Annotated in this window: 27 protein-coding genes; 9 read left to right on the top strand and 18 right to left on the bottom strand. The window is 56.9% G+C overall.

The window, feature by feature from the left end; genetic code table 11:
• Nucleotides 1–23 precede the first annotated feature (23 nt).
• Together BDD14_RS05815 and BDD14_RS05820 are read right to left on the bottom strand one after the other, a co-directional pair.
• Nucleotides 24–701: a YdcF family protein gene (locus BDD14_RS05815; RefSeq protein WP_130417982.1), complete on the bottom strand. Its 678-nt coding sequence runs from the start codon at nucleotides 699–701 to the stop codon at nucleotides 24–26.
• Between the two features lie 55 nt (nucleotides 702–756).
• Nucleotides 757–1,401 carry an L-threonylcarbamoyladenylate synthase gene (locus BDD14_RS05820; protein WP_130417983.1) on the bottom strand — a complete coding sequence of 215 codons (645 nt, stop codon included), beginning with the start codon at nucleotides 1,399–1,401 and terminating at the stop codon, nucleotides 757–759.
• Nucleotides 1,402–1,514: 113 nt separating this feature from the next.
• On the opposite strand from BDD14_RS05820, the gene BDD14_RS05825 reads away from it, so the two are divergent.
• Entirely contained in the window at nucleotides 1,515–2,396 is an 882-nt protein-coding gene (locus tag BDD14_RS05825; protein ID WP_130417984.1) for a TrmH family RNA methyltransferase, read from the top strand.
• Nucleotides 2,393–3,724 carry a replication-associated recombination protein A gene (locus BDD14_RS05830; RefSeq protein ID WP_130417985.1) on the top strand — a complete coding sequence of 444 codons (1,332 nt, stop codon included), beginning with the start codon at nucleotides 2,393–2,395 and terminating at the stop codon, nucleotides 3,722–3,724. The genes BDD14_RS05825 and BDD14_RS05830 overlap by 4 nt, the downstream gene beginning before the upstream one ends.
• 13 nt (nucleotides 3,725–3,737) lie before the next feature.
• On the opposite strand, the gene BDD14_RS05835 is transcribed toward BDD14_RS05830, so the two are convergent.
• The 7 genes from BDD14_RS05835 to lnt all read right to left on the bottom strand — a co-directional run bounded on the left by BDD14_RS05835 (nucleotide 3,738) and on the right by lnt (nucleotide 10,901).
• On the bottom strand, nucleotides 3,738–4,340 hold the full coding sequence (locus BDD14_RS05835) for a redoxin domain-containing protein (protein ID WP_130417986.1): 603 nt from the start codon (nucleotides 4,338–4,340) through the stop codon (nucleotides 3,738–3,740).
• 69 nt (nucleotides 4,341–4,409) lie between these two features.
• Nucleotides 4,410–4,802 (bottom strand): YybH family protein, encoded by a 393-nt coding sequence (locus BDD14_RS05840; protein ID WP_130417987.1) that lies wholly within the window; start codon nucleotides 4,800–4,802, stop codon nucleotides 4,410–4,412.
• Nucleotides 4,799–6,910, bottom strand: a complete 2,112-nt coding sequence (locus BDD14_RS05845) for a protein-disulfide reductase DsbD family protein (RefSeq protein WP_130417988.1) — start codon at nucleotides 6,908–6,910, stop codon at nucleotides 4,799–4,801. The genes BDD14_RS05840 and BDD14_RS05845 overlap by 4 nt, the downstream gene beginning before the upstream one ends.
• A gap of 50 nt (nucleotides 6,911–6,960) precedes the next feature.
• A complete protein-coding gene (locus BDD14_RS05850; RefSeq protein WP_130417989.1) occupies nucleotides 6,961–7,380 on the bottom strand; it encodes a CoA-binding protein in 420 nt (139 codons plus the stop codon).
• 28 nt (nucleotides 7,381–7,408) lie between these two features.
• Nucleotides 7,409–7,915 carry a DinB family protein gene (locus tag BDD14_RS05855; protein ID WP_130417990.1) on the bottom strand — a complete coding sequence of 169 codons (507 nt, stop codon included), beginning with the start codon at nucleotides 7,913–7,915 and terminating at the stop codon, nucleotides 7,409–7,411.
• Between the two features lie 209 nt (nucleotides 7,916–8,124).
• Nucleotides 8,125–9,256 (bottom strand): peptide chain release factor 2 gene (prfB, locus tag BDD14_RS05860; RefSeq protein ID WP_130417991.1). Its coding sequence is split into 2 segments (ribosomal slippage): nucleotides 8,125–9,186 and nucleotides 9,188–9,256, totalling 1,131 coding nucleotides; the frame shifts between segments, so codons are not numbered across the junction.
• Nucleotides 9,257–9,260: 4 nt separating this feature from the next.
• The gene (gene lnt / locus BDD14_RS05865; RefSeq protein ID WP_242617770.1) at nucleotides 9,261–10,901 is read right to left on the bottom strand and encodes an apolipoprotein N-acyltransferase; all 1,641 of its coding nucleotides are present in this window, start codon (nucleotides 10,899–10,901) and stop codon (nucleotides 9,261–9,263) included.
• Nucleotides 10,902–10,946: 45 nt separating this feature from the next.
• Here lnt and BDD14_RS31615 point away from each other — a divergent pair, with 45 nt between their 5' ends.
• The 3 genes from BDD14_RS31615 (at nucleotide 10,947) to BDD14_RS05875 (ending at nucleotide 14,002) form a co-directional block, all read left to right on the top strand.
• Nucleotides 10,947–11,090: a hypothetical protein gene (locus BDD14_RS31615; protein WP_165419936.1), complete on the top strand. Its 144-nt coding sequence runs from the start codon at nucleotides 10,947–10,949 to the stop codon at nucleotides 11,088–11,090.
• 142 nt (nucleotides 11,091–11,232) lie between these two features.
• A complete protein-coding gene (locus BDD14_RS05870) occupies nucleotides 11,233–13,602 on the top strand; it encodes an APC family permease (RefSeq protein ID WP_242617771.1) in 2,370 nt (789 codons plus the stop codon).
• Between the two features lie 145 nt (nucleotides 13,603–13,747).
• The gene (locus BDD14_RS05875; RefSeq protein ID WP_130417992.1) at nucleotides 13,748–14,002 is read left to right on the top strand and encodes a hypothetical protein; all 255 of its coding nucleotides are present in this window, start codon (nucleotides 13,748–13,750) and stop codon (nucleotides 14,000–14,002) included.
• A 97-nt stretch (nucleotides 14,003–14,099) separates the two neighbouring features.
• Here the strand turns inward: BDD14_RS05875 and BDD14_RS05880 are convergent, their stop codons facing one another.
• The 3 genes from BDD14_RS05880 to BDD14_RS33685 are packed head-to-tail and all read right to left on the bottom strand — an operon-like array spanning nucleotide 14,100 to nucleotide 15,307.
• Nucleotides 14,100–14,738, bottom strand: coding sequence for a class I SAM-dependent methyltransferase (locus tag BDD14_RS05880; protein ID WP_165419937.1), 639 nt, complete (start codon nucleotides 14,736–14,738; stop codon nucleotides 14,100–14,102).
• A gap of 20 nt (nucleotides 14,739–14,758) precedes the next feature.
• The gene (locus BDD14_RS05885; RefSeq protein WP_130417993.1) at nucleotides 14,759–15,163 is read right to left on the bottom strand and encodes a bactofilin family protein; all 405 of its coding nucleotides are present in this window, start codon (nucleotides 15,161–15,163) and stop codon (nucleotides 14,759–14,761) included.
• Nucleotides 15,164–15,178: 15 nt separating this feature from the next.
• Nucleotides 15,179–15,307 (bottom strand): hypothetical protein, encoded by a 129-nt coding sequence (locus BDD14_RS33685; RefSeq protein ID WP_278045470.1) that lies wholly within the window; start codon nucleotides 15,305–15,307, stop codon nucleotides 15,179–15,181.
• A 108-nt stretch (nucleotides 15,308–15,415) separates the two neighbouring features.
• Between BDD14_RS33685 and BDD14_RS05890 the strand changes: the two genes are divergently transcribed.
• The gene (locus BDD14_RS05890) at nucleotides 15,416–16,312 is read left to right on the top strand and encodes a hypothetical protein (RefSeq protein ID WP_130417994.1); all 897 of its coding nucleotides are present in this window, start codon (nucleotides 15,416–15,418) and stop codon (nucleotides 16,310–16,312) included.
• Between the two features lie 14 nt (nucleotides 16,313–16,326).
• Here BDD14_RS05890 and menC read toward each other — a convergent pair whose 3' ends face one another.
• The 3 genes from menC to mazG form a co-directional block, all read right to left on the bottom strand.
• Entirely contained in the window at nucleotides 16,327–17,454 is a 1,128-nt protein-coding gene (gene menC / locus BDD14_RS05895) for an o-succinylbenzoate synthase (RefSeq protein ID WP_130422770.1), read from the bottom strand.
• Nucleotides 17,455–17,516: 62 nt separating this feature from the next.
• Entirely contained in the window at nucleotides 17,517–18,296 is a 780-nt protein-coding gene (locus BDD14_RS05900) for a GNAT family N-acetyltransferase (RefSeq protein ID WP_341273295.1), read from the bottom strand.
• A 48-nt stretch (nucleotides 18,297–18,344) separates the two neighbouring features.
• On the bottom strand, nucleotides 18,345–19,160 hold the full coding sequence (gene mazG / locus BDD14_RS05905; protein ID WP_130417995.1) for a nucleoside triphosphate pyrophosphohydrolase: 816 nt from the start codon (nucleotides 19,158–19,160) through the stop codon (nucleotides 18,345–18,347).
• Between the two features lie 66 nt (nucleotides 19,161–19,226).
• Between mazG and BDD14_RS05910 the strand changes: the two genes are divergently transcribed.
• A complete protein-coding gene (locus BDD14_RS05910; protein WP_130417996.1) occupies nucleotides 19,227–19,445 on the top strand; it encodes a DUF3311 domain-containing protein in 219 nt (72 codons plus the stop codon).
• 184 nt (nucleotides 19,446–19,629) lie between these two features.
• Here BDD14_RS05910 and BDD14_RS05915 read toward each other — a convergent pair whose 3' ends face one another.
• Complete coding sequence (locus BDD14_RS05915; RefSeq protein ID WP_130417997.1) at nucleotides 19,630–20,370, bottom strand: OmpA family protein; 741 nt, start codon at nucleotides 20,368–20,370, stop codon at nucleotides 19,630–19,632.
• Nucleotides 20,371–20,648: 278 nt separating this feature from the next.
• Between BDD14_RS05915 and uvrC the strand changes: the two genes are divergently transcribed.
• Nucleotides 20,649–22,703, top strand: coding sequence for an excinuclease ABC subunit UvrC (uvrC, locus tag BDD14_RS05920; protein ID WP_130417998.1), 2,055 nt, complete (start codon nucleotides 20,649–20,651; stop codon nucleotides 22,701–22,703).
• Here the strand turns inward: uvrC and BDD14_RS05925 are convergent.
• Nucleotides 22,687–23,523: an SGNH/GDSL hydrolase family protein gene (locus BDD14_RS05925; RefSeq protein ID WP_130417999.1), complete on the bottom strand. Its 837-nt coding sequence runs from the start codon at nucleotides 23,521–23,523 to the stop codon at nucleotides 22,687–22,689. The genes uvrC and BDD14_RS05925 overlap by 17 nt on opposite strands.
• Nucleotides 23,524–23,624: 101 nt before the next feature.
• Entirely contained in the window at nucleotides 23,625–24,488 is an 864-nt protein-coding gene (ypfJ, locus tag BDD14_RS05930) for a KPN_02809 family neutral zinc metallopeptidase (RefSeq protein WP_130418000.1), read from the bottom strand.
• 139 nt (nucleotides 24,489–24,627) lie between these two features.
• On the opposite strand from ypfJ, the gene BDD14_RS05935 reads away from it, so the two are divergent.
• On the top strand, nucleotides 24,628–26,229 hold the full coding sequence (locus BDD14_RS05935) for an ArnT family glycosyltransferase (RefSeq protein WP_130418001.1): 1,602 nt from the start codon (nucleotides 24,628–24,630) through the stop codon (nucleotides 26,227–26,229).
• The last annotated feature ends 24 nt before the right edge of the window (nucleotides 26,230–26,253 follow it).

The raw sequence follows: 26,253 nt of genomic DNA on the forward strand, positions 1-26,253 counted from the left end.
CCGCACAGCAGCAGAGTATGAACCTAAGATTCGTCGTTGCCGGAGAGACCGTTGCGCAGCCAGCCGATATCAAGATGCAGCTTCCAGGCCGTATAGCTCAGGACCTCGTGGAGGTAGCGCATGGAGAGATCCCACCAGCCAATGTGCCCTATGGTCGCCCGGGGAGAAGGATAGACGTCGAGTCCCACATCCTGACACAGTTCACGAATACGGAAGAGGTGGGTCCCGTCCGAGACAACGACGATGTGATGCAGATTGAACTCACTCGCAATCGCCGCCAGGCGATGAACCTGCTGCTCCGTGTCGGTGGAGCGGGTCTCGGCGATGATGTTGCCTAAGGGAATGCCGTGGGCGAGCAGGTAGTCTCGCCCGACTCCACCCTCGGTATTACCGGAGTCCTTGTCGCTTCCGCCGCCCAGGGTGATCACAATGGGAGCGATCTTCATCCGGTAAAGATCGACGGCATGGTCAAGCCTGAAGTGCAGTGTGGGCGAAGGGCGACCGGCGTACTCCGCGGCTCCGAACACGGCAATCGCATCGGCCTGCTGGGCCTGGTCCAGATTGGCAACCTCAGAGATCTGCCTTATTACGTAGACGCACCAGATCGTCCCGGCCAGCAAAACACTCGCAATCAAGGTGCGGAGCAACACCCGCCCCGGGGACGGTTGATTGCCGCGCAGGTTGTTGTCGGAGACGATCATGGCCCGTAAGACTTCGAGTGTACGGCATCACTCGGCGAAGAGGGTCGACTTGTTTCTAGTGGTGAAGGACGAGCGCGATCTCGTGGGTGGGAATGGCGCCTTCGCGGAGAATCATCCATGAGTTACCGCCTCCGGAGAGGTCAACAATCGTAGTTGCAACGGATCTGGCGGTCGGGCCGCCGTCGACGATGAGGGGGATCTTGTCCCCAAGCTGATCGCGGACTCCATTGGCGTAGGTGCACTCCGGCATTCCCGACAGATTCGCCGAGGTTGCCGTAATGGGCAGACCAAGCTTTGCGGCGACGGCCCGGGGGATCGCCGCCTCGGGTACGCGCAATGCTACGTTGCCAGTATTGGCGGTCACGCGCAGAGGCAGTTTGGAGCCCGCCCTCACGACCAGCGTAAGCGGCCCCGGCCAGAAGCGTTCCGCCAGACGGTCGAATGCGGTATCTAGCCCGCGGGCAAGCTCGTACGCCTGAGCCACCTCATGGATGAGTAGAGAGAGCGGCTTATGGCGCGCGCGTGATTTGAGCTCATAGATTCGATCCACTGCTTGCAGATTGACTGGATCTACCGCCAGCCCATAGAAGGTATCCGTCGGAAGCGCAACGACCTGGCCGGAGTGAAGGCGATCTGCGACCAGCGAAACGAGCTCCGGTTCGGGCTCGTCTGGATGAATGCGAAGGGTCTCGGCCGTCAAAGTGTTGGAACTCCTGTGCCGCGTGCGGCCATCTCGGAACATAGCATACTGCTGAGCCCGACTCAAAGCATCGCATGAGGTGGCCCGTCGCGGGACGGCGTATTCTTTTCAGGATGGCAGGAACGGCAACAACGATCTCAAGTCGTACCAATGCGCGAGTAAAACAGCTGCGGGCAGCTTTCGCGGGACAGGATCGCCTGTCGGGCGGTCTACTTGCGATTGAAGGGGAACACCTCGTCGAAGAAGCACTACGTAGCGGAATTGCTCTTCAAACTATCTTCCTGACAGATCGGCGGACTCCGGATGGGGTTTCCGACGAGGTCGAGATCGTGCATCTGACCTCGGATGTCTTCGCCAGCGCGGTTGAAACCCGTTCCCCGCAGGGGATTGCTGCGCTGATTGCCCCGCCGCACTTCGAGATGGTGGACATCCTGGAACGGCAACCTTCTGCGCTCCTGATCATCGCTGCCGGACTCCAGGATCCGGGAAATATGGGAACCATCGTTCGATCGGCAGAAGCGTTTGGCGCAAGCGGTGTTGTTACGACGCCCGGCTCGGTGAGTCCGTGGAATCAGAAGGCGCTACGGGCGAGTGCGGGGAGCATCTTTCGAGTCCCCGTCATCCCCTCCACCTTGGAAGAGATCGCTGCATTGCAAACATCTCAGTGTATTCGCTTATTCGCCGCGGTAGGCGCAGCTGAGAGTGGCGTGGTCTTCGCACAAGATGCGGACCTGCGGCGGCCGAGCGGCATCCTGATCGGCAACGAAGGCTCGGGGCTGGGCAGGGAATGGCTTCAGTTGGCCACCGAGCGTATCACGATTCCCTGCCCCGGCCCGGTTGAGAGCCTGAACGCCGCTATTGCAGCGTCTCTGCTGCTCTACGAGGCTTCGCGTCAGCGCTCCGCGGCGCTTCAGAGAGAGCAAACCGCCCTCGCCCAGACCATTTCTCGGATTCCAGGTCCTCTGCGGCGACGGCCTACCGGAGCGAATCGATGAGTCTTTTTGATTCCACCCCGCTGGCGCCATTACAGGCACGGCAGGCACCTCTGGCTGAACGCATGCGGCCGCGCACGCTTGAAGACTATGTCGGCCAGGAACATCTACTCGGGCTCGGAAAACCGCTGCGCGTCGCCATCGAAAACGACGATGCTACCTCGATGATCTTCTGGGGGCCACCGGGGACGGGCAAGACGACGCTCGCGAAGATTATCGCGTGGCGGACGCAGTCTACCTTCATCGAGTTCTCCGCCGTACTCAGCGGGATCAAAGAGATTAAGCAAGTGATGGCCGATGCCGAGAAAGCCGCGCATCTCGGCTCACGCACGATCCTTTTCGTAGATGAAATACATCGCTTCAACAAAGCGCAGCAGGACGCGTTTCTACCTTATGTCGAACGTGGAACGATCCGGCTGATTGGTGCAACGACCGAGAATCCTTCCTTCGAGATTATTGCCGCCCTGCTCTCACGTTGCCGCGTTTACACATTGGCTGCCCTTTCCGAAGAGCAGGTGATTGCGCTGATGCGGCGGGCACTCGCCGATGCCGAACGCGGCCTGGGATCAGCAGGCGTTATGGCTGAAGACGATGCGCTTTCGACGATTGCCTCTTACTCGAGCGGAGACGCGCGCAATGCACTGAATGCGCTCGAGGTTGCGGTGCGGCTTGTGCAAGGACGAAACGAGAAGGTGCTTACAAAAGCGATTGCCGCCGACGCCATGCAGCGCCGAGTTCTGCTCTACGACAAAAAAGGCGAGCAACATTACGACATCATCTCCGCGCTGCATAAGAGCGTCCGGAACTCCGATCCCGATGCCGCTCTTTATTGGCTGGGGCGAATGCTGGAGGCGGGCGAGGACCCTATGTACGTGGCGCGCCGCGTAGTTCGTATGGCGGTCGAAGACATCGGACTCGCCGCACCCGAGGCATTGAATCTCTGCCTCTCGGCCAAGGACGCTATGCATTTTCTCGGGCATCCCGAGGGAGAACTGGCCCTGGCCCAGGCAGTCGTCTATCTCGCCCTCGCGCCGAAGTCGAACGCCGTCTACACGGCCTACAACAGCGTTCGCGGCGATATCCAGACGACCGCTGCAGAACCTGTTCCCCTGCATCTGCGCAACGCTCCTACGAAGCTGATGAAGGAACTCGATTATGGAAAGGGTTACCAATACGCCCACGATGTTGAGGGCCGCGTCGCCGATATGAAGTGTCTCCCGCCTTCGCTCGCCGGCCACCGCTACTACTTCCCTACGAATGAAGGGCGAGAGCGATTACTGGCACAGCGCATGGAAGAGATCGCCCGCATCAAGTCGGAGAAACGAGGATAAACGTGCTCTCACGCTACTCCTTGTATTTCACAGAGCACCCGTAGGGGCGTGTACTCGCCGTCGGAACCGCCTTGCCTGCCATTGCCGATATGAGCGCGGCATTCAAATAGTTATGGGCAGGCTTGATGTCGGCCTGATCGGTGGTCGGCTTGTCGTCGATGGCACCTTGATAGATCAGCGTTCCCTGGGGATCGATGACAAAGATATGTGGGGTTGTCTTGGCCTGGTAAAGACGTCCGATGGTCCCTTCGGGATCAAGCAGCGCTGCCGTCGGAGCAGCCTTCATCTTTTTGAGATACTGGTTCTCTTCGGAAGGGCTTACATTGCCCTGCTCACCCGGCGCGGAGGAGATCACCGACAACCAGACGACGCCCTTTTCCGTCCACTGCCGCTGCAAGGCTGCCATGTTGCCACTGAGGTAATGCTTCTGATCATATGGGCATCCCTGATTGGCCCACTCAAGGACAACGTACTTGCCGCGATATTGTGAAAGGTTATGGTTGACACCATTGGAATCGGTGCCTTTGAAATCGGGGGCCTGCGCGCCGGGCGTGAGAGCGAATACGGGGAGCGTCGCAAGACCCAGAACAAGCAAGAGAAGACGACGTTGACGCATAAGTAGAGTCACCTCCACACAAGCATGGCACTATTGTGCGACCGTTACGCTTCCCGGCGCAATCGTTGCTTAGGAGGAAAGACCTAACATATTGGCATCGCGCCAGATACGCCATTGGCCATCATTTCCACGACGAAAAACAGACAGTACATTGCCGGCTCGTTTCACCGCTGAGCCCCCATGCAGCGGCGTCACGGTAATCTCCAGATAATTCCAGCAGACGGCTAAATCCCCTGTCACGGTGATCTCCTGCACCTTGAAATCTCCGTCAATCTGCACCTTAGGCGCCATCTCTTTCGATCGCGCTTCGAAGTCTTCGCGACGCATCGGCGCATCGCCCGGAGTAAGGAAAACAACGTCTTCGGCCATCAGGTTCATGACCGTGGCGAGGTCACCTTCCCGAGAGGCCTTCATCCAGGTTGCGATCAGGTCACGGATCTGCTGCTCATCACTTCGGCTCATCTTCTTGTGTCCTTTTTGAGAGCTGCCAACACGATGTCCTTCGTCAGCAGCTCCGGAAGTACATCCGCGCTTCCCTTGCCCGCCGGATAGATGACGTACGTCGGGACGCCACTGCGCCCAATTGAGGCCAGTTGCTTGGTAATCGCCGCATCGTATTGAGTCCAGTCGGCCTTGATGAGGGTAACTTTATTCCGTGAGAACTCACGCTGTACGTCGGCAGACCGCAGGACAAGGCGCTCATTGACCTGACAGCTCAGACACCATGCTGCAGTAAAGTCGATAAAGATCGGATTTCCTTCGCTGCGGGCCTGCGCCAAAGTCTGTTCGGAGAAAGGTTGCCACGTCAGCGTAGTCTGTTTCGGCTGGTAGATGGGTACCGCGAGGGCCAGGATGCCAACGATCAAAGCAGCGATTGAGCTGGTCCATCGCGCCGGCCATCTCCCAAGTATCCATCCGGCAATCGCAAGCAGCAGAAAACATGCAAGCAGGAGGGCGACGTGATAGACGCCTTGTCCTGCCGCGGAAGCCGAGCCAAAGAGGCTGCCGTATACATATGTCAGCCAGATCACCGTCGCGAAAAAGATAATGGCCGTGATCTGCTTGAAGGTTTCCATCCAGGCGCCCGGCCGCGGCAACAGCCGTGTCCAGGCCGGCTGAAGACTCAACAGCAGATAAGGGGCCGCAAGCCCTAGGGCCAGCGATGTAAAGATCGCGAACGTGATCCATCCGGATTGCGCCAGTGCGAAGCCGATCGCAGCTCCCATGAAAGGCGCGGTGCACGGTGTAGCGACTACCGTTGCAAGGACTCCGGTAAAGAAGCTCCCCGTGTACCCCTGCTTCTGCGCCAGTTCTCCGCCTACGCTGGTAAGAGAGAGGCCGATATCAAAGAGCCCCGCCAGAGAGAGCGCGAAGAAAAAGATACCCGAAGCAAGAATCGCCAGGAAGGTGGGCGATTGCAGTTGAAAGCCCCAACCGGCCTCGCTGCCTCCTGCGCGCAGGGCCAGGAGAGCGCCAACAATGATCCAAAAGGAGACGAGAATTCCTAGCGTGTATACGAGGCCATGACGCCTGATCCTGCCGCGGTCTTCATTCGACGACTGTACAAGAGAAAGTCCCTTGAGGAAGAGCACAGGAAAGACACAGGGCATCAGGTTCAGAATGATGCCACCAACGAAGGCAAGGCTGACGGCCGCCAGAACGGTCAGTTCCTTCGCTGCCGGAGGAAGAGGACCGCTGCCCGCGCGCCGCGGAACTTCACCCGCGACGATGGGCGCCGTGATGTCGTATGCAGTCTCATCGTCCAGCTTAATGACACCGCGCAACGTTGCCGGCAGCTTAGTGAGTTCGGGAGAACGGGGTACGCGCAGCCTGACGCCGTCGGACAGCGGCTCGACGACCTGGTCGCCAGCGTTTGCAATCTGCTCTTGATCGAAGGGATAAAACTCGGCGTCTGTTGTGCGTTCGCCCGTGATCAGGTCCAGCACGAACTCGTTTTTGCCCCCGGTAACCGTAAGCTTCATATCCCCGGGAAGCGGCTTTGGAAGAAGTCCCAGCGCTTCGCCCAAGGCGCCAACAGGTTGCGCCGGACTCGTTGCCTTGGGGTCAACCGTAAGGTTCAATCCAAGATGCGCCTTGCCGGGGATGCAGACCTCGCGGCAGACCAGCCAGTCCACCCTCGCGTCGAGATGAACGGGACCCGGCTTGACGTTCCTCGCCGCAGTCAGTTTTACCGGAAACGCAACCTCATCCTCGTAGCCAAAATCCATCAGGGGGCCGAGAGGAAGACGACTCGGAATCGGAAACTGCATCGGCCCCGCCGTGATGCCTTGCGGAAGGGTCCACTTTATCCGTGGAGGCTCGCCAGAATCTCCCGCGTTGATCCAGTAGACATGCCACTTTTCCTCAAGCGTGATCACCAGGCCTACATCGAGCGTTCCACCCGGCGCAAGAGCAGGCGCCAGCGAGACCAGTTCGGCCGTGAGGTGTTGCGCCTTTACCGGTCCAGGACCGCCATCACCGACGACCTGAATCTGCGCGTGGGCAAAAGGACCGGCGATGACGAAGCAGGCCAGGAGCAGGAACAAACCAAGATACCGACGAATGTCCATCACTCTCCATTGTAGGCTGCGCGGTTGGTGCAGGGTACCGATAGCAATAGCTAACTCAGCTGCGCAAAGCGGTGCTCGACCATGATGCACCGGTCCATCACCACCCAGATGCCGCCGGCTTCGGCCACCGCAGCCGCTTCGTTATTGATGATTCCCTGTTGAACCCACAGATTTTTAAATCCCAGATCGAGCATCTGGTCGACAATTGCTGGAATAAATTTTGGCAATCGAAAGACATTTACAACGTCGGGTCGGGCGGGAAGATCGGCCAGCGACGGATAGGCGCGCTCGCCGAGCACCGACTCCACCATAGGGTTCACAGGCAAGATACGATAGCCGTGCTGCTGCATGTAAGCGGGGACGTAGTGGCTCGGCTTATCCGGGTTCTCCGAAAGTCCCACAACTGCGATGGTGCGCGGTTCGGCAGGAGGGTGGCCCAGCATTGCACGAATAACTTCAGGCTCGTTCATGGCCCTGGTTCCCTCTCATCCGCACAGTTTACTTGTTTCCCCAGATTCCAAGCAGGCGGCGCAACAGGATCAACTCGCCGACGTGGTAGGCGGTATGATCTGCGATCAGCAGGGCTTCGCGCAGGAGGTTCTGGCCTTCACCCCAGCGGAATGGTTTGTAGAGATCTGCATCGGGCTTGGACAGCAGCTTTTCGAAGGTCTCGCGGTCCTTGCCCACCTCCGCCACCGAGGCGTCCCACGCATGGGCCGATGGCGGTTCGGCGGACTTCGGCCAGTAGCCAGCGGGCCACTCGATGGGCTGGTAGCCGCCGGTCGGGGGCGCGCTGAAATCAAGGATGTCGCGCTGCGTGATCCGCAGATGCTCGAGTAACTGCCAGGCGGAGTATGGCAAGCCCTGCGGCACTGTTCCGCGATACTCCGTTGGGAAATCCTTCACCGCTTCCTCGAAGGTAGCGTGGGCTTGCCCGCCTCGCAGCAGCGCCAACAACTGCTCAACAAGCTCGTTCTTGCCGTTTGTTTCAGACGCCTTAGCCATCAAACAACCTCCTCGACCCTGGACTTTGGATGCGGATGCACGCGGCCGGGTCACAGAGGATTACGCCTAAATGATGTCGGTGGCGGAAGAAAATAAGATGCAAACGCTTGTCGCGGCGCTCCCCTACATGCAATCCCAGACAGCGAGCGTCGTCGGTCTCGCAATGTGGGATCAAGTCCTATTCCACCGGCTATAAGAACCAACAAACCCTAGAGATCGTCATCCGCCGTCACGGCCGCGGGAACCCCACCCTCGCGCCGCATTCTGAGATAAGAGCGAATGAAGGGCTCAAGAGCGCCGTCGAGAACACGGTCCACGTCACCTGTCTCGACGCGCGTCCGCAGATCTTTCACCATACGGTACGGCTGCATAACATAATTGCGGATCTGTGAACCGAACTTGATGTCGAGTTTCGAGTCCTCGAGCTTCTTGCTCACGGCCTTTTTCTTCTCGAGCTCATATTCGTAAAGCCGGGAGCGAAGCATCTTCATCGCTCGCTCTTTGTTCTTGTGCTGGGAGCGTTCGTTCTGACAACCCGCAACCAGACCAGTCGGAAGATGGGTGATCCGTACGGCCGAATCGGTAGTGTTGACGTGCTGGCCACCCTTGCCGCCCGAGCGGTAGGTATCGATCCGCAGGTCTTCGGGCTTGATGTCGATGACGATGGTGTCGTCGATCTCCGGCGATACGAAGACGGACGCGAAGCTGGTGTGTCTGCGCTTCGCTGAATCGAAGGGAGAGATTCGTACCAGCCTATGGACACCGGTCTCGCCTGAGAGCAGACCGTAGGCGAAGTCGCCCGAGATGGTAAACGTAGCCGATTTGATTCCGGCCTCATCCCCGTCCTGCACCTCGTTGATCTCGACCTTGAAGTTCTGACGCTCACCCCAACGGATGTACATGCGCATGAGCATCTCGGCCCAGTCCTGGGACTCGGTTCCGCCAGCACCAGGGTGGACGACGACGATCGCGTTCAGCGGATCGGTCTCTTCGGAGAGCATTGTCTTGGACTCGAGCTGCTCGGCGAACTGCACCAACGCGGGAATCTCGCGCGCGAGATCTGCCTCGGTATCTTCTCCCTCGCGGGCGAGCTCAAAGTAAGCCTCAATATCGTCGGCGCGCCGTGCCAGCTCGGAATCGTCGGCCAGTAGATTCTCGATACGCTTCCGCTCCCGCATGAGCGGCTGCGAGCGCGTGGGATCGGCCCAGACGGCTGGATCGGCGGTCTTTTCTTCTATGTCAGCTAGTTCACGACGAAGGCGGGACGAGTCAAAGATACTCCCGCAGATCGCGAATCTTTTCGCGCACCGGGGAGAACGTGTATTCCAGATCACTCAGCATGGCTCTAGTTTACGGCAAACCGCGAGCGAAGGCTCAAACCCAAAGCGGCTGCCGTGGCCCCGGCGCAGATCCAGGCAAACCAGTCTCCGTGAGCGACGTAGAAGGTGATGTCGTGCTCATAACCGAAGCCGACGCGGATGCTGGTGCGTACGTGCCTGGGAGCCGCCGCTACCACCCGTCCGTCGGGATCGATGGAGGCGGTGACGCCGGTATTGGTCGCACGCAGAATCCAGCGATGATTTTCGATCGCCCGCATCCGAACCATATTCAGATGCTGCCAGGGCGCACTGGTATCGCCGTACCACCCGTCATTGGAGATGTTGATCAGGATGTCCGCACCCTGGCGTACGAACTGGCGAATCTCGTCGGCGAAGATCGACTCGTAGCAGATAAAGGTTCCATAGCGATGACCATTTACCGCAAACAGGCTTCGGGTCGCGCCCGCGTCAAATGTACCGGCCTCATGCAGAAGATTCTGCGCAAAGAAGAAGAGACTCTTGAACGGGACATACTCGCCGAAAGGAACGAGGTGCATCTTGTCGTATCGGCCTGCAAACTCCCCCTGCGGCGTAATAAAGGAGGCCGAATTGAAAAGAAAGTATCCGCGGGCGTTGGACGTGGTACGGTCAACGGCAATATTTCCCACAATCACGGCAGCATGTGCCTGTCTGGCAAGATCTGAGATCGCGGAGCGAAACTGGGGATCGTTCTCCTGGAAGGGGGCCGGGGACTCCGGCCAGACAATCAGGTCCGAATCTCTTGGGTCCGGCGTCGATTCAAACCGAACCATGGGGGTTCCCTTTCGTTCGGGAGTCCCGAGATACATTCGGTCTCCCGGATGACGACTGAGATAAGTGAAGGAATGCAACAACTCTTCGGCCGTCGGCTCGGGCCCCTTTGCCGCCGCACCAACCTCGAGGTTCTGCTGCACCAGCGTCGCAGTTGCTGTAGCCCGGTTCCTTCGCGGAGTCGCGATTGTCCGTATGCCGACAACATACCCCACGATGAGGAGAACACCGACGGTGGTTAGGACAAGGCGGGTGTGCCGCCGTTCGCGAATCTCTATTCGTACCAGCCATAGAGCATTGACCAGTGCGATGACAAAGGACAGGCCAAAGGCTCCAGTAATGGGCGCCAGTCTCGTCAACGCGGCATTGTCAATCTGGGAAAATCCGAGAAGATCCCACGGCAGCCCCGTGATACGGGCCCGCGCCAACTCCACCGCCACCCATAGAAAGGGGCTGAGGAACAGGGTGATCTGAGTTCCGAAATAAGACCGTATCGTCCCAAATATCCACCCGAACAGCGCGTGGTACAGCCCAAGATAAAGACAGAAGAGGATCAGGATGCCCGCTGCGACCGGTTTATCCAATCCGCCGTAAAGATACATGGTCTGGTAAATCCAGTAGCAGTTTCCCAGGTACCAGAGAAATCCACAGAGATATGCAAGTGCTGTACTCTGCCCGGAGGTCAGCTCTTCGCCGTTTTTACCGTGCCGCGTAAGGGCCCACAAAAGCGGTGTAAGCGCAATCCAGCAGAACGTTGCCCGCCATCGTGGAACCGGACCTGCGACAGGAAAGGGCACAACCTGCAGAACTCCGGAGAGCGCAGCCATAGCCCAGAGCCGACCGGGAGCAAGTCGCATCGGCTTGAGTCTACCACCCGTTCCGAGCTCTATAATGAACGCAGCATGGACCACCTGCTCCATCTACTCAGCGCGATCCTGGTACCGCTGTTCTTCATCGGAATGGCTGGCTCGATGCTCGTCGTTCTGTTTACTGTCCTGCGAGACCTGCAGGAGATATTTACCAGCGATGAAGAGCAAGAATCCTAACCCTTCGCTGTCTTTGTTTCCCCCAAATTTTTCGTCGGTTAACAAGACTGAACAATTGACGGTAGGCCTGCTCGCTCCTAAACTGTGTGTCGGCACGATAGTTTTCTCGACACCGTGACAGACAGACGCGTCCTACTAATCAATGGCGTCAGCAAAAAATACTGTCGTTCTGCCGCAATCCAACCGAGTACGCCTCGTCGTGGCTTCCTCGGTTATGCTGACGTTCATCTCTTTCTGGCGAGCAGCCGCCATTGTTCTCAATGATTTAGGCTCCTCGGCTTTCTATGCGGGCGGTCTCGCCGAAGAAGCGATTGGCAAGTCGGCCCCGTGGTTCATCCTTTCCGTTGTCTTTTTCGCCTATGCGGTTCGCTCCGTGTACGTCGAGAGTTGCTCGATGTTTACGCGGGGTGGGGTCTATCGCATTGTTAAGGAAGCGCTTGGGAGCACCTTTGCAAAGGTCAGTGTTTCGGCGCTGATGTTTGATTACGTCCTCACTGGCCCCATCTCGGGCGTCTCTGCCGGGCATTACATTGTTGGACTGATGAATGATCTCTTTGCTTTTGCGGGGCAGAGATTTCATTGGGCGGCGACCCCGCACCTGCGACCGGATATAGCCTCGGCAGGAATCGCCGTATTGATCACCCTTTATTTCTGGTGGCAGAACACAAAAGGCATCGAAGAATCCAGTCAACGCGCCCTCGACATTATGAAGATCACCACCGTCATGGTGGTGATTCTTTTGTTCTGGGGAATCTTTACCGTCCTTCATCGCGGCGCGGAGCTTCCCCCGTTTCCCGTACCGTCTAATCTTCACTTCAGCTCTGACGCGCTCGGCTTTTTGAAGGGAACGAAATTCGCCACGACCCTGGGCCTCTTTGGCGTCCTGATGGCTTTCGGACATTCGGTGCTTGCGATGAGCGGCGAAGAATCACTCGCACAGGTCAACCGGGAGATCGAGCATCCGAAGCTGAAGAATCTGAAACGAGCAGCGCTCGTTATTGCAACCTACAGCTTCTTCTTCACCGGGCTCTGCTCACTGCTGGCTGTCATGATTATTCCCGACGGGGTACGCGTTCACGTGTATCGTGACAACCTGATCGCCGGAATGGCCATGTACATGGTCGGCCCCGAGGTCCTTCGCATCATCTTTCGTTGTTTTGTCGTCCTCGTCGGCTTCCTGATTTTAGGAGGCGCGGTCAATACGGCCATCGTGGGCTCCACAGGCGTTCTGATGCGTGTCGCCGAAGACGGAGTACTGACTGACTGGTTCCGTAAGCCTCAAAAGAAATACGGCACAAGCTATCGAATCGTAAATCTCGTCGCCGGAATGCAGTTGCTTGTCATCGCCTTGACCCATGGCAATGTCGTTGTTATCGGCGAAGCTTATGCGTTTGGAGTGATCTGGAGCTTTACGTTCAATGCGCTGGCCATGCTGATCCTGCGCTGGAAATACCATGGCGAACGCGGATGGAAGGTTCCGCTGAATATTCGCATCGGCAAGACCGAAATTCCAATAGGACTCCTTTCGGTCTTCCTGGTTCTTTCTACGACGGCTATTGTCAATCTCTTCACCAAGTCCATCGCAACGGTCAGCGGAGTTATCTTTGCTGCGGCCTTCTTTGTGGTCTTTTCGCTCTCGGAGCGAAGCAATAAGCGTCGACATGATGTTACGTCCCAGATGCGCGAGCATTTTCAGCTTGAGCATCAGGATACGGTGGGCACATCCTCGCTCGATATCCGGCCTGGCGCCGTCATTGTAACCATGCGCGATGCTGCAACACCATTTGCCCTCAAGTGGGCCCTCACCCATACCAGTACTGAAGAGCAGGATATTGTCGTCCTCGCGGCACGCATGATGGGTGTCGGAGGACCGGAGTACGTGGAAGCGTCCGAGCAACTCTTCAGCGAGCACGAACAGATGCTGTTCACCAAGGCTGTCTCAGTGGCGGAGAGCTTTGGAAAGCACATCTCACTGCTTGTCGTGCCTGCAGGCGACATCTTTGCAGCTCTGGTGCGGACAGCAAATTCGCTCGATGCAGCGGCCGTCGTCTCTGGCCTCTCAAGCAAACTCACTGCCGAGGAGCAGGCCTATCACGTAGGACAGGCCTGGGAGGCCCTTCCAGAGCCAAAGCGACAATTTACTTTCTATGTCATTAAGCCCGATGGGGAGGCTTTGAGTTTTCACATCGGTCCTCATGCTCCTACGATTCAACCAGACGAAGTGCAACTCGTCCACCGTCTCTGGCTCAATCTACGTCGAGACCCCGCCATGCGTGAGCTTCATCACAGTGATATTGTCACCTATGCTCTTACTAGGATGGCATCTGAGTTCGCGAGAGATAAGGAGGGCACGCTGCAGGGCATGCAACATTATCTCCAGCGTTCTATGCAGCGCCGTGGACTCGGTAATCTCTATCATGAAGAGATGGATAAGTCGGGGCCGGGGTACGCGATTCGAACCCACTCCGAAGTTACTTCGGATAAGGAAAAGGTGGAGATCCCCCGGAAATAACAACTCCGTCGCGTTGCTATGCGCGCGACGGATGTTATCCTTTTCATTAGTTGTTACCGATGGGGTCTTCGATACTACTTCGAATTCCGCGAAATCAGAGGCGGGGCAGAACAAAACTCTTGTTCCCGCATATTAGGAGACTTCAGTGGAAGTTACTCGAATTGTTGCCGAGATCGACGCGCAAATACGGAAACTGCAACAGGCCCGTGCTTTGCTTGCCGATGCGTCCAAGCCTGTTCCGGGCGGTCGTCGGGGCCGCCCCAAGGGAAGCACCACTGCTGCCGCAGCAGCAACCCCAGCCAAACGAAAGCGCAAGCTGACTCCTGAAGGACGTAAGCGTATCGCTGAAGCAATGAAGAAGCGCTGGGCAGAGCAACGAAAGCAGAAGGCTGGAAAGTAACAATCTCCATTCTTCTTTGTGGAAAATTTTAGAGGCGCGATCGAGCACACTTCCTGTCGATCGCGCCTTTGATCTGTACCAAATCGCCTACTCAAGCCTATCGAGTAACAATCACTTCCCGAAGGCTATCTTTGGCAAGAAAAAATCTATAGCTGCTGAACTCGCGAAGAAGGTTTTCGACTTTTCGATTGCTATAGGTATTGAGCAACGGGTAGTTCCCCGCCCGCTGCATCTCGACCACCTCGGTATCCGTAAGGTGGTAGCGGCAAAAGACAGTCCCAGGATCGGTGTTGGCATGAAAGAACGCCAGCATAAGTCCGCCTGGGCACATCACCTCATGCAACTTCGAGAAGACAGGTTCCACAAGAGCTTCTGGTAGAAAGTCGACCGTGTCCCACAAGATAACAACATCGAAGTTTCTCCCGGAGAAGTTCAGGTTCGTTTCGAAAAAACGCTGAACATCATATTTGGCTTCTTCGCCGCCCTCTGCCGGAATAACCCACTCCGGTTTTGCGGCTTCTTCCACGAGATTTGCCATGTAGATGCTGTGCCCAAGGCCGGTAATGTAGTTGATATTCGTCGAGGACGTAGGGCCGATATCGAGCACGCGAAGTGACTCCTGCCCCTTCAGGTGCTTTTGCAGTTCTTTCCATCCGCTGGAGTGCCGCGGAATTTTATTTGAATCCGACCCGCGAGTTGTACTGGAGCCCTCGCCGCCGCCGAAGAGATTGCGCATTCGCTTGCTTCCCTTCTCGCTTAAGCCTTGGGTTCAAGCAGAAGAGTCTCCTGCTCTGCTTTGGTGGCCGCAGATGAATTACCTGGCTTGGATTCACCAGAGGCCGGATTCACCATGCCTTTGAAGGTTGCATTCTCCTCAATGGAGAGCCGTCCGCCAAAGATATCTCCATGGACGACCGCCGAGCTCCGGATTTCGACCCGACCGGTAGCATGCAGATTACCTGTTACCGTCCCATACACGGCCAGGTCTTTGACGTGGATGTCGGCGAGCACCCGCGCATTCGGCCCGATGGTCAGGGCATGATCGGATAGGGTGATCGTCCCCTCGACAAAACCGTCCACGTAAAGATCCTCATTTCCGGATAGCTCTCCCCGGATGGTGACCGATTTGCCTATTGCGGTAGATCCTTCAGCTGGCTTCATTCGTTCTCTTCGCTCCTACTGGAAGCTGCGGATATTCCGCACCTTGCCCGAACTATACCCAACCCTCTCGTATGAGGCAAACGGAGCGATGTAAATAGAAAACTTTCCGGCATATCCCGACGTCACACGTAAGATAGTCAGCATTGTGTTGTATCCACAATCAGCGATTGCAGCGAGCTCGATAGAATGAAAAATAATCCTCGGACGCTTAGCAGTCGTTGCCACTCACGAACAGCAGTCTTTTCTCTGCCCATGAATAGCCTCCCTTTCCTTGGTCTCCTGTTCGTCTTTTTCTGCCCTCGGCTGCTCTTTGCCGCCACCTTCCATATTCAGGCAAGCACGAACCCGAACACCTCTATTCCGCAGTCTCTGCTCGCGATCCCACCGCGCAGTTGGGTAGTGGATACCACAGCCAAAGAGCTTGAGGCGCTGAATTACCGGGACAATTACCTTCGCTACAGAATGCATGTGGTCAATGCGAAGGGGGATCAGGTCCGCGACGTAATCGAAAGCAGGGATGGAACAGTCGCACGCCTTCTTCTTCGCGATGGCAAGCCCCTGACGGAACAACAGGATACGGACGAGCGAGAGAGGCTAACCGATATGCTTAAAGATCCTGATGCCTTCGCCAAACACGTCAAGAACAGTCAATCCGGGAAGAAAGTTGCCGATCAACTCATCCGCCTGATGCCGGACGCGATGATCTACACTTATGCTCCCGGCCAGCCACAGACCGGAAAACATCCCGACACAACCGAAGTAGTCATCGACTACGAACCCAATCCAAAGTTTCATCCACCGACGACAACGGCCGAGGCGCTCACTGGCCTGCGGGGTCGCGCATGGATTGACTCCAAAACGAAGGTGACCCTCCGCGTGGAAGGACAAATCTTCCGCGGCGTCAACTTCGGATGGGGCATGCTTGCCCATATCTATCCGGGTGGTCACCTCGTTCTCGACCAGGCGGATGCAGGAAACGGACGTTGGATTTTCACCCGATTCACGGAACGCATCTCGGTTCGCGCACTCATGGTTAAAACGCTCAACATTCAATCGGATGTTGAGGCATGGGGATTCCAGCCCGTTCCTTCCATGAGCTACCAGGATGCCATTCGCCAGCTGCTAAACACGCCCCTGCCAGTTCACTAAGCAACGCTTGCTTCTTAGACTGTCAACCGCGCCTTTGCTCGCAGCGTCTGTTTTCGGACAGTGAGATCTTCGATCCGGCCCCGCATCACTGCATAACCTGAACCCGCACCAGTGGGAACGGTGATCTCTCCCTTCGCACTCACGGTGACCTCAGGCTCAATAATGTCCTGGGCCCAGAATCGCACCGAGGCCGACACATCGCCGGGAAGCGAAAAGTTCGGCAGCGACGACAGAGCGATATTGTGCACGCGCCCGATGCCCGTCTCCAACATCCCTCCACACCAAACTGGAATTCCTCGCTCTTCCGCGGCGTTGTGTACGGCGATTGCCTCGCTGAATCCTCCCACACGTCCTACCTTGATGTTGATGATCTGACAGGATTCCATATCGATTGCCGCCAGTGCATCGCGGCGATTGCGGATCGACTCATCCAGGCAGATCGCAGTCTCGAGCCTCTTTTGCAGCATCGAGTGGAAGTAAAAATCGTCATACCATAACGGCTGTTCAATCATCAGCAGATTGAACTCGTCCCACGATGCAATGTGATCGAAGTCCTTCATGCGATATGCCGAATTCGCATCACAGCTCAAAAGAATTTCAGGCCAGCGTTTACGCACCGCCTCAAAGATATGGCGATCCCATCCCGGTTTGCACTTCAGCTTGATGCGCTGATATCCCGCCGCCAAATCCGTTTCAATCTTTTCCAGCAGCTTCTCCAGGCTGGGCTGAATTCCGATCGATACGCCACAGGGAATTACCTCGCGGGTTCCTCCCAGCAACTCAGCCAAAGAAATACGCCTGCTTTGTGCCTCCAGATCCCAGACCGCATTTTCAAGTGCGGCCTTTGCCATCCGATGACCACGGACCTGTTTGAAGATCTCCGGGACATCCCCCCCGCCCTCCGGGTTCGCGTCGAGTAGCCGCGGTGCTAGCTCCGTCTCCGTGATAATCCACGCCGTGTCGATCATCTCGTCGCTGAAGTAAGGGTGCTCTCCCGCAACACACTCTCCCCACGCCGTAAGCCCCTCACTCTCAAGCTCAACCAGGAGAATGCGCCGGCTAGTCGTCAGCCCAAAGCTGGTCTCAAACGGATGAGCCAGCGGCATATTAATCTCACGCATGTGAATCGCATCGATATTCAGCATCTTTGATGTCCCGTCCTTACACAATTGTTTTCGGAATAGTGCCGGATTGTGGTTTGCTCTTAGCTCCAGGCGCCTTGTTCTTTGTCTTTCCACGCACCAAGCAGAAATGTTCCATTGCCCTCGGCGTCACGTTCGTAACCCAGGACGCTAAGACCACGATCAAACGCCGACTGGAGAGCCTCCCGATTCGCCGTCTGTAACTGCTGCGCCAAAGATCTTTTCTGGGGGTCCTGCTTCCACTGGTAGATGGTATGCGGGACTGTGATCCGTTCGACGATTTCGTCAGGCTGCGCTTCTCCCCGCAGGGTCTTCACCACCCTGGGAGATCTGAGCCACCATTCCGCGTATAGCCTATCCGTCGGCAAACCGCCCTGCAAGGGCGAAGATGAGGGACCGTAAAAGTCTGGCTTGTACCGACGCGAGATAGCACCCAGCCTCGCGATATTCAGATGCGCATTCTTGATCTCCAGCGGATCGAAGGTCCACTCCATGAGATCGAACCCGCGGGCGATCGCGTCATCCCTCTGGGCCAGCTTCAGCCGGCGGCCCAATCCACCGTTCCGATAGTCCGAAAGCACTGCAAGCATGTGCGAATGGAGGTAGGGATGCCCGTTCCGATAGCCCGGAAGTCCCATGGCGAAACCAACGATTGTATTGCCGTCGAAGGCTCCCAGCACCTGACCGCCGATTCGCTGCGCTACCAGGAAGACACGCCTGGGGATCAAATCGCCATCGCTGTATCCCCACACTTCCACTTGCAAGACAACACAGCGATCAAATTCTTCCAGCGTCGTCAACTCTCGAATCTCTATCCCGTTTTCTTCTCTCGTACTCATCATTCCAATCTGTTCTTTCGACGTATATTGCGGTTCCGGAGGAGGTCTTTCCTATCTCGCCAACTTCGCCCGTTTCCATAGGGCGTCTAACTTCTCGGAATCCAGGGTCGCAAGGCCTTCGCCACCCACTTCATTCTCCATCGACATAAAACGGTGACGAAACTTCGCATTCGCGCGCCGTAGTGCAGACTCAGGATCGACCTTCAAATGACGCGCGAGATTGACTACGGTGAACATCAAATCTCCCAGTTCTTCTTCTACTGCCGTCGAAACTGTTCTTTCAGCCGAATCATTCACCTCAGCCCTAAGCTCTGCGATCTCTTCGTCCAGCTTTGCAAAGAGGCCATCCGCGTCGGGCCAATCGAATCCTACCCTCGCCGCACGCGATCCCAGCTTTCCTGCCTCTAGCAGCGCCGGCATCGATCGCGGAATCTCTCCGAGCAGCGAAGCCTCGCCGGACCCTCCTTCGGCTCGCTTCTCTTCTTGTTTTATCTCTTCCCAATTTTTCAGTACGGTCGCCGCATCTTCAGCCCTGACATCCCCAAAGATATGAGGGTGCCGCCGAATGAGCTTTGCATTCAGATTCGCTACCACGTCCCAAATTGAGAAGTATCCTGCTTCCGCGGCCATTTGCGCGTAGAACAGCACCTGCAGCAGTAAGTCACCCAGCTCATCCTTCAAATCCGGCCAGGCTCTTCGCTCGATCGCGTCGAAGACCTCATAGGTCTCCTCCAGCGTATATCGTTTGATCGTGTCGAAGGTCTGCTCCTTATCCCAAGGACAACCGTCAGGACCGCGGAGTCGCGCCATAATCTGCACGGCTTCGAGAAGGCTCTGTGCAGTCGCGTCACTTTCCCTGGAGTCCATACCTTCACTGTACCTAATCTCGTGGGCGAACGCATCTTACGTGATAGCATCCAGACCAAGAGACCCATGACAAGCGATTCTGGTAAACCTTCAACGTCGAAGAAAAGGATTCCTGTAATTGGAGTTCTTTTGGTAGTGCCCTACATCGCGCTCTGCTTCCCGCAAGTCTATGCGCGCGCTACCCCGGCGCTTCTTGGTTTTCCCTTCTTTTACTGGTATCAGTTTTCCTGGGTGGTTCTCACATCGATCCTGTTAGGAATCGTGTATCACCTGCTCAAGGACTGAGAGCCGTATATGAGCTTTTCGCCGATCGGACTTGGGGAATAACAAGGAAGGTGGCTGGCAGGGTCTTCCATATGCTGCCCTGCCGCCCTGGGAGAGGGTAAAGACGCCGAGCCGCAGCATATCGAGCTTGGCGTCTTGCGGTGAGATGGGTATTGCGGATGGGCGGTGCAGAAAATCAGTTCGCTCAGTTCGAAGCCTGCTGATCCATATTTGACATCAGCTTCACTTCCACTCGGCGATTCTTAGCTCGACCGGAAGCCGTATTATCGCTGGCCACCTGTTGATCTTCACCGATACCAATCAGATAGAACTTGTGCGGAGGGACGTTGTATTTCGTAGCGAGATAATTTACAACCGCATCCGCCCTGCGCTGGCTGAGGTTGTAGTTATAGTTCGCGTCCCCGGTCGTGTCCGTACCACCTGTCACGGCGAGAATGTAATTACGCTTGTCGGCAAGGCTTGCCGCAAAGTCGTCAAGCGTCTTTCGGTCGTCAGCTGTTAGCACCGACTTATCGAAGCCGAAGGTTACATTCACGTCCGCCACTGATTTGTAGTTATCAAGATTCGCGATCACGCCGTTAAGCTTGTCCACACGGTTGTATGCCTCGTGCGCCGATTGGCCTGCTGTATCGGCAGACTGACCTGCGGCCATGGCATGCTGATCCGCGCTGCTTGCCGCGCCCTGCGCCTTGGCGATACCCGCCTGGGCACGCTCGTCGGTGTCTGCAATGGCACGGTGGTCGCTGGCTGTCTTCGCATCCAGCTGATTGGTCTTGTCGATCAAAGGAGTTGTTTGCGATCGGACATAGTTCTTACTGGAGCACCCGATCGTGAATGTAAGTAACAACACGCTGGCGAGCGCGACCGTTCCGGCAGAACCAATCTTTATCTCTTGACCAAGGGAAAAACTTGTCCTGGAGCTCATCTGCTTACTCTCCTTTGTGCAGTGTCAGACTGCAACGATTACGTCTAGGACAACAGCAATCGCCATGCCAAATGCTTTCAAGATGTAAGCGCCTAATTTTTCAAGTATTTACAGAAATAGCACCTCGCCATCATGTCCCAGCCGCATCGTTTTCATCCGGAACTTTTGATGTGAATTTGCGTCAAATCTACTCGGGCAACCTCTGAGGGCGAAGGCGTCTACACTAGGAAGCAAAGCTTTGTACGCCAACATTTGAGACCTGCTGCCGCGAACTTGGAATGGATCTTCAGCAAAAAATCCGAACCCTGCCCACATCCCCCGGCTGCTATCTGTACAAGAACGCCGAAGGTGAGGTCATCTATGTCGGAAAAGCGAAAAATCTGCGCGCGCGTGTGCGGTCGTACTTTCTCGACGCTTCGCAATCCAATGCGAAGACCGGTACGCTCATGCGGGAGGCGGTCGATGTCGACTACATCACCGTCGCCAATGAGCACGAGGCACTCGCGCTCGAAAACAACCTCATCAAGCAGCGCAAGCCCCGTTTCAACATCCTTCTCCGGGACGACAAGACTTACCCTTACATCAAGCTCACCATGGGCGATCGCTACCCCAAGGTCTTCGTCACGCGACGCCTGCGCAAGGATGGAAGCGCCTACTTCGGCCCGTACTTTCCCGGAAATCTGGCACATCGCCTGATCGATCTGATCCACCGCAGCTTCCTGATTCCAAGCTGTAAGGTGGATCTCTCTCGCTACCATCCGCGCGCCTGCCTGCAGTACTACATCAAACGCTGTCTTGGCCCTTGCGTCGAAGGCTTTACCACACCGGAAGAATATCGCCACGCCATTCGGGACGTGCAGCTTTTTCTCGAGGGTCGCCCGGGCGAGTTGGAACAGCGCCTCACGACTCGCATGCGGCAGGCCGCCGAAGCCGAACAGTACGAGCTCGCCGCTCGTTTGCGCGATCAACTCTCAACGGTCCACCAGATGCTCGACAAACAGCGCATCGCAACTACCGACAATGAAGACGCGGATGTCTTCGGATTCCACTACGAGAACGAGATGCTGGCGGTGAATCTCTTTCACATGCGGTCGGGAAAGATCGTCGATCGCCGCGACTTCTTCTGGGAAGACCTGCCAGAGTTCATGGAGGTCTCCCGGGACGAAGAGACCGATGTCGCAATACTGGCCAGCCGCAACTCCTCCGATCCAGATCGACGCGGAGCCAGGGCAAGTGCTTCCCCTACGGAATCTCTCGCGTCACTCGAACCTGACCCTGCATGTGCCGCTCCCGAGATCGGGGAGGGATCTTCTCTGGTACAGCACACACCTGTCTCCGAGCCCGGTTCCTCCTTCAGCCCCGCGGCCTTCTTTTCGGCGCTCCTGAAACAGCTCTACCTCGACCAGGGCTATGTTCCTCGATCCATCCTGGTCCCTGTCGACTTCCCGGACCGAGCCATTCTTGCCGATCTTCTGGCCGAGAGGACCGGACACCGCATCGAGATCCTGGCTCCACAGCGAGGGGAAAAACGCTCACTCGTCGATCTTGTGGGCCAGAACGCGAAGCACTCGTACGACCAGCGGTTCCGGGTCCTTCTGCCTTCACAGAAGGCGATCGCCGAAGCCTTGCAGGAGGCGCTGATGCTCGAAGAGCCGCCGCGCCGCATCGAATGCTTCGACATCTCTCACATTCAGGGCGCGGAGACGGTTGCCTCCATGGTGGTGTGGGAAGACGGCGGAATGAAGAAGTCGGACTATCGCAAGTTTCAGGTCCGCACTGTTACGGGCGTCGACGACTTCGCCTCGATGCACGAGATCATTCACCGACGCTACAAACGGCTTCTCGACGAAAAGAAACCCTTCCCTTCGCTCATTCTGATCGACGGAGGTCTGGGCCAGTTGCATGCGGCTGCCGACGCGCTGAACGAGATTGGCGTGACACTGCAACCCCTGGCCTCAATCGCCAAACGGGAAGAGATCATCTACGTATACGGACAGGACAACGAGCCTGTAGTTTTGGACCGCCGTTCGCCGGTGCTCCATCTTGTCCAGAAGATTCGTGATGAGTCGCACCGTTTTGCTCTTTCGTACCATCGCAAACGGCGAGAGATGCGGGATCGCGACTCGGAGCTTCTCTCCATTCCAGGTGTAGGTCCGCGCACCCGCCAACGGCTTCTGGAACACTTCGGGTCTGTACGCGCGATCCGGCAGACCGCAGAGAAGACTCCAGACGCACTTACCTCCGTGGTCAACACTGCAACAGCGGATAAGATTCGTCGCTACTTCACCGACGAGGCAACAGCGGGCGGCGCCGCCCTTAATGTTTTGCCTTAGGAGCCATCATCTCCTTGTACAACATATCGCCGACTGCCTTGTGAACCGCGGTTGAGGGATGCCCTTTGTGGTAGTAGAAGTGGTTTGCCGGATTGGCGCACGGAGTACAGTCTTCGTTGAAGATCGCCCGACCCGCGCACTGGTTCGTAGTATCGGTGATGCCATATTTGTCGGCGTGATCCATGACGAGATCGAAGAATACGCCCCACTGACTCAACTCCAGCTCTGCGCCCTTCAGCTTCGGCTTCATGTCGGCAGGAATGTTTCGCAGAGCCGGATTGAGGCGCTTGCCTACGTCGCTGAACGCCGGAATCTTCTCCGGCAGCACGGCCACACGGAACCGCCGCGCACCCGCCGCGTACAGCGCTTCAATCTCACCCTCCAGGTTCGCAACGGTCTGTTCGGTCGTAATGCGCTTGTCGTTCAAACCACCGGCGATGAAGAAGATCGTGTTCTCCGCGTCGAAAGCGATCGAACCATCGTGTACCCTCGCAACAAAGTCCGCGACCTGATTCTTCATGCCCAGCCCCAGCAAACCGTTGGGAACGATGTGCCCGGGGCTCTCCCCCGAGGGAGCTCCGCTTACTGCAAAATCGAGGCTCTTTTCCGCCGCATCGCGCGCATTGGAAGGAACCAGGGTTAGCCCGAGGTGATGTGCCAGGTAGGCCACCGCCGTAGGTCCATCACTGTCCAGGTAGCCTCTCCCGATGTCTGAATAGCTGTCGCCGAAGACGTACATTCGGTCTATAGAGGATTGAGTCTGAGCCCGCGAAAGTCCGCAGATGCTAACGATCACCAGTAAAACGAGGATAGGTCGCATGCCAGACCATCGTACCTGATGCCTATCCCCGCCAAAGGATTAGTTATTGCATAAGGCAGGGCGCACCCCACATTTCCGGAGGAATTCCGCCGGCGGAGCGATCAGAAGCTTTCGTTTGAGCGGGTCTGGAAGGTATTGCACTGGTTTATGTCGCCAGACTGAAGACCCCGCGTGAACCAGCTCTGACGCTGCGCGGAAGAGCCGTGGGTGAAGCTTTCCGGGGAGACTGCCCCGCGCGACATCTTCTGGATGTGATCGTCCCCGACCGCAGCCGCCGCACTGAGACCATCCTTCACATCCGTCTGATCGATCTTTCCGCGCTGCGCTGCCGTATGAGCCCAGACACCCGCCAGGCAGTCGGCCTGCAGCTCGAGCATGACGGAGAGCTGATTCTTCGCGCCCGGATTTCGCGCCTGCAGCTGTCGCATCTGCTGGTCGATTCCGAGAATGTTCTGCACGTGATGGCCGAGCTCATGCGCGATCACATAGGCCTGCGCGAAGTCCGCTGTGCTTCCGCCGATGCGTCGGAGATCGTCCCAGAAACTCAGATCGATATAGACCTTCTCATCCGCCGGGCAGTAGAACGGCCCAGTCTGCGCCTGTGCGGCTCCGCAGCCCGATCTTGTGTAACCGCGAAACAGCACGAGCTTGGCATGGCGATAAGACTCATGCGCCTCTTGGGGCAGCACCGTCTCCCACTCGTGCTGCACGTCGTCGAGCACATAGGAGACGAGCTGCGCCGAACGATCCTCAGCGGGCGACGATGTCGCCGGGCGGCTGTTGCTTGTCGCGACACGCCCGCCGCCGGTCAGATAGCTGCCGATGTAATTACGGCCCGTTATCAGGCTAATGATGACAAGGAAGATGAAGCCGACAATGCCAATTCCACCGCCGCCAAAACCACCGCCTGAAGATCCACGTCGATCCTCGACATCTCTGCTGAGCCCGCCAGGTGTCCAGTCCATCTCTCACCCCTCTAAAATTTCAAAATTCCGGGCCCGATCTAGCACCGACAGCACTATGGTAGATCACGGAACCAAAATGATCCTGTTCCGTAATCTTCTGGAAAGAATAGTAGTCGAACCTGTTTGGGAGAAGCCATTTATGTCTACGGCCACTGCATCGACAACCGTTGTGCGCCCCATCGACCGTTCGCTGCGTGATGCGCTGCAACTTGCGCTACTGTTTGGCGCCATCAAGCTGGCGTTGCACATTGCGACCAATCTTTGGGAGGCACATATTGGCTATGGCTACTTTCGCGACGAGCTTTACTACCTGATGTGCGGCCGTCGGCTCGCCTGGGGCTATGTCGATCACGGCCCCATCGTCGCAGTACAGGCTAGGCTGGCCGAGACTCTCTTCGGTCATTCGCTCGCGGGAATTCGCATGCTGTCGGCTCTTGCTGGAGCCGCGCGGGTTTTCCTCACCGGTCTGCTGGCCTGGTCGCTCGGCGGCCGACGTCCGGCGCAGGCATTAGCGATGCTGGGGGTGCTTCTGGCTCCGCAGTTTCTAGCGCTCGACAGTTTTCTTTCAATGAACTCCTTTGAGTCCCTCTTCTGGATGTGCTGTCTGCTGACGCTTATTCTTCTGCTTCGCGGTTATAGCCAGCTTGGTTGCTGGATCGCTTTCGGGATTGCGGGTGGCGTGGGCCTCCTCAACAAGCCCTCGATGACCTTCTTCCTGGTTGCGCTTCTCGTCGGCCTTCTGCTTACCCCACAGCGCCGTCTTCTCCAGACGCGGTGGGCAGCGATCGGAGTGGCGCTCCTGGTTCTCATCGCGCTGCCCAACCTGCTGTGGCAGATGGCGAATCACTGGCCAACCCTCGAGTTCCTTCACAATGGCCGCGTAGAGAACAAAAACATTGCACTCGCTCCACTTCCCTTTCTCGGGAAACAGATTCTGAATCTCGGTCCGCTCGCAATCTTCCTCTGGGTTCCGGGGCTCGTCTGGCTACTGCGCTATCCAGGAGCGAAGACTTTTCGCTGGCTGGCCTATACGTACTTCATCTTTCTGGCGGCAATGATGGCGCTGCACGCGAAGGACTATTACGTCGTTCCCATCTATCCGGTACTGTTCGCTGCCGGGGGCATTGTGTGGGAGAGTCGATTCTCAAATCGCCGTGCCGTGCAGACGGGCAGTATCTTCGCCTTTCCGGTGTACGAAACCACATTAATCGTCGCCAGCTTGATCGCACTTCCGATGGCAATCCCAGTGATGAAGCCAGATACCTGGCTCGCTTACACGAAAGCGACGCATCTCTACGACACAGGAGGAAACACCGAAAACGCATCGAGCGGCGTGCTTCCTCAGTTCTATGCCGACCGCTTCGGCTGGCAGGAGGAGGTCGATCAGGTGACTCGGGTCTTCCACTCCCTGTCGCCCGAAGACCAGCGCAAGGTCACTATCATGGCCTCCAACTATGGTGAAGCCGGCGCAATTAATATTCTCGGCCACGGCTTGCCTACAGCGATCAGCGGTCACAACAACTACTGGCTCTGGGGACCTGACAGCGCAACCGGCGAGGTCATGATCGTTATCAACGGCGCGACGCCGGAAGAGATGCGGAAGTTTTACGATTCGGTCGAGATTGTGGGCCGCATGGATCACCCACTCTCGATGCCCTTTGAGCATCGCAACATCTACCTCGTGCGCGGACGACACAAAGATGTAACAGCCGACTGGAATAGCTTTAAGCACTACATCTAAAATCCTTCGTTTCTACAATTCGTC

Origin of the sequence: Edaphobacter modestus (genome assembly GCF_004217555.1) — a bacterium.
In the GTDB taxonomy this organism is placed as follows: Bacteria; Acidobacteriota; Terriglobia; order Terriglobales; family Acidobacteriaceae; genus Edaphobacter; species Edaphobacter modestus.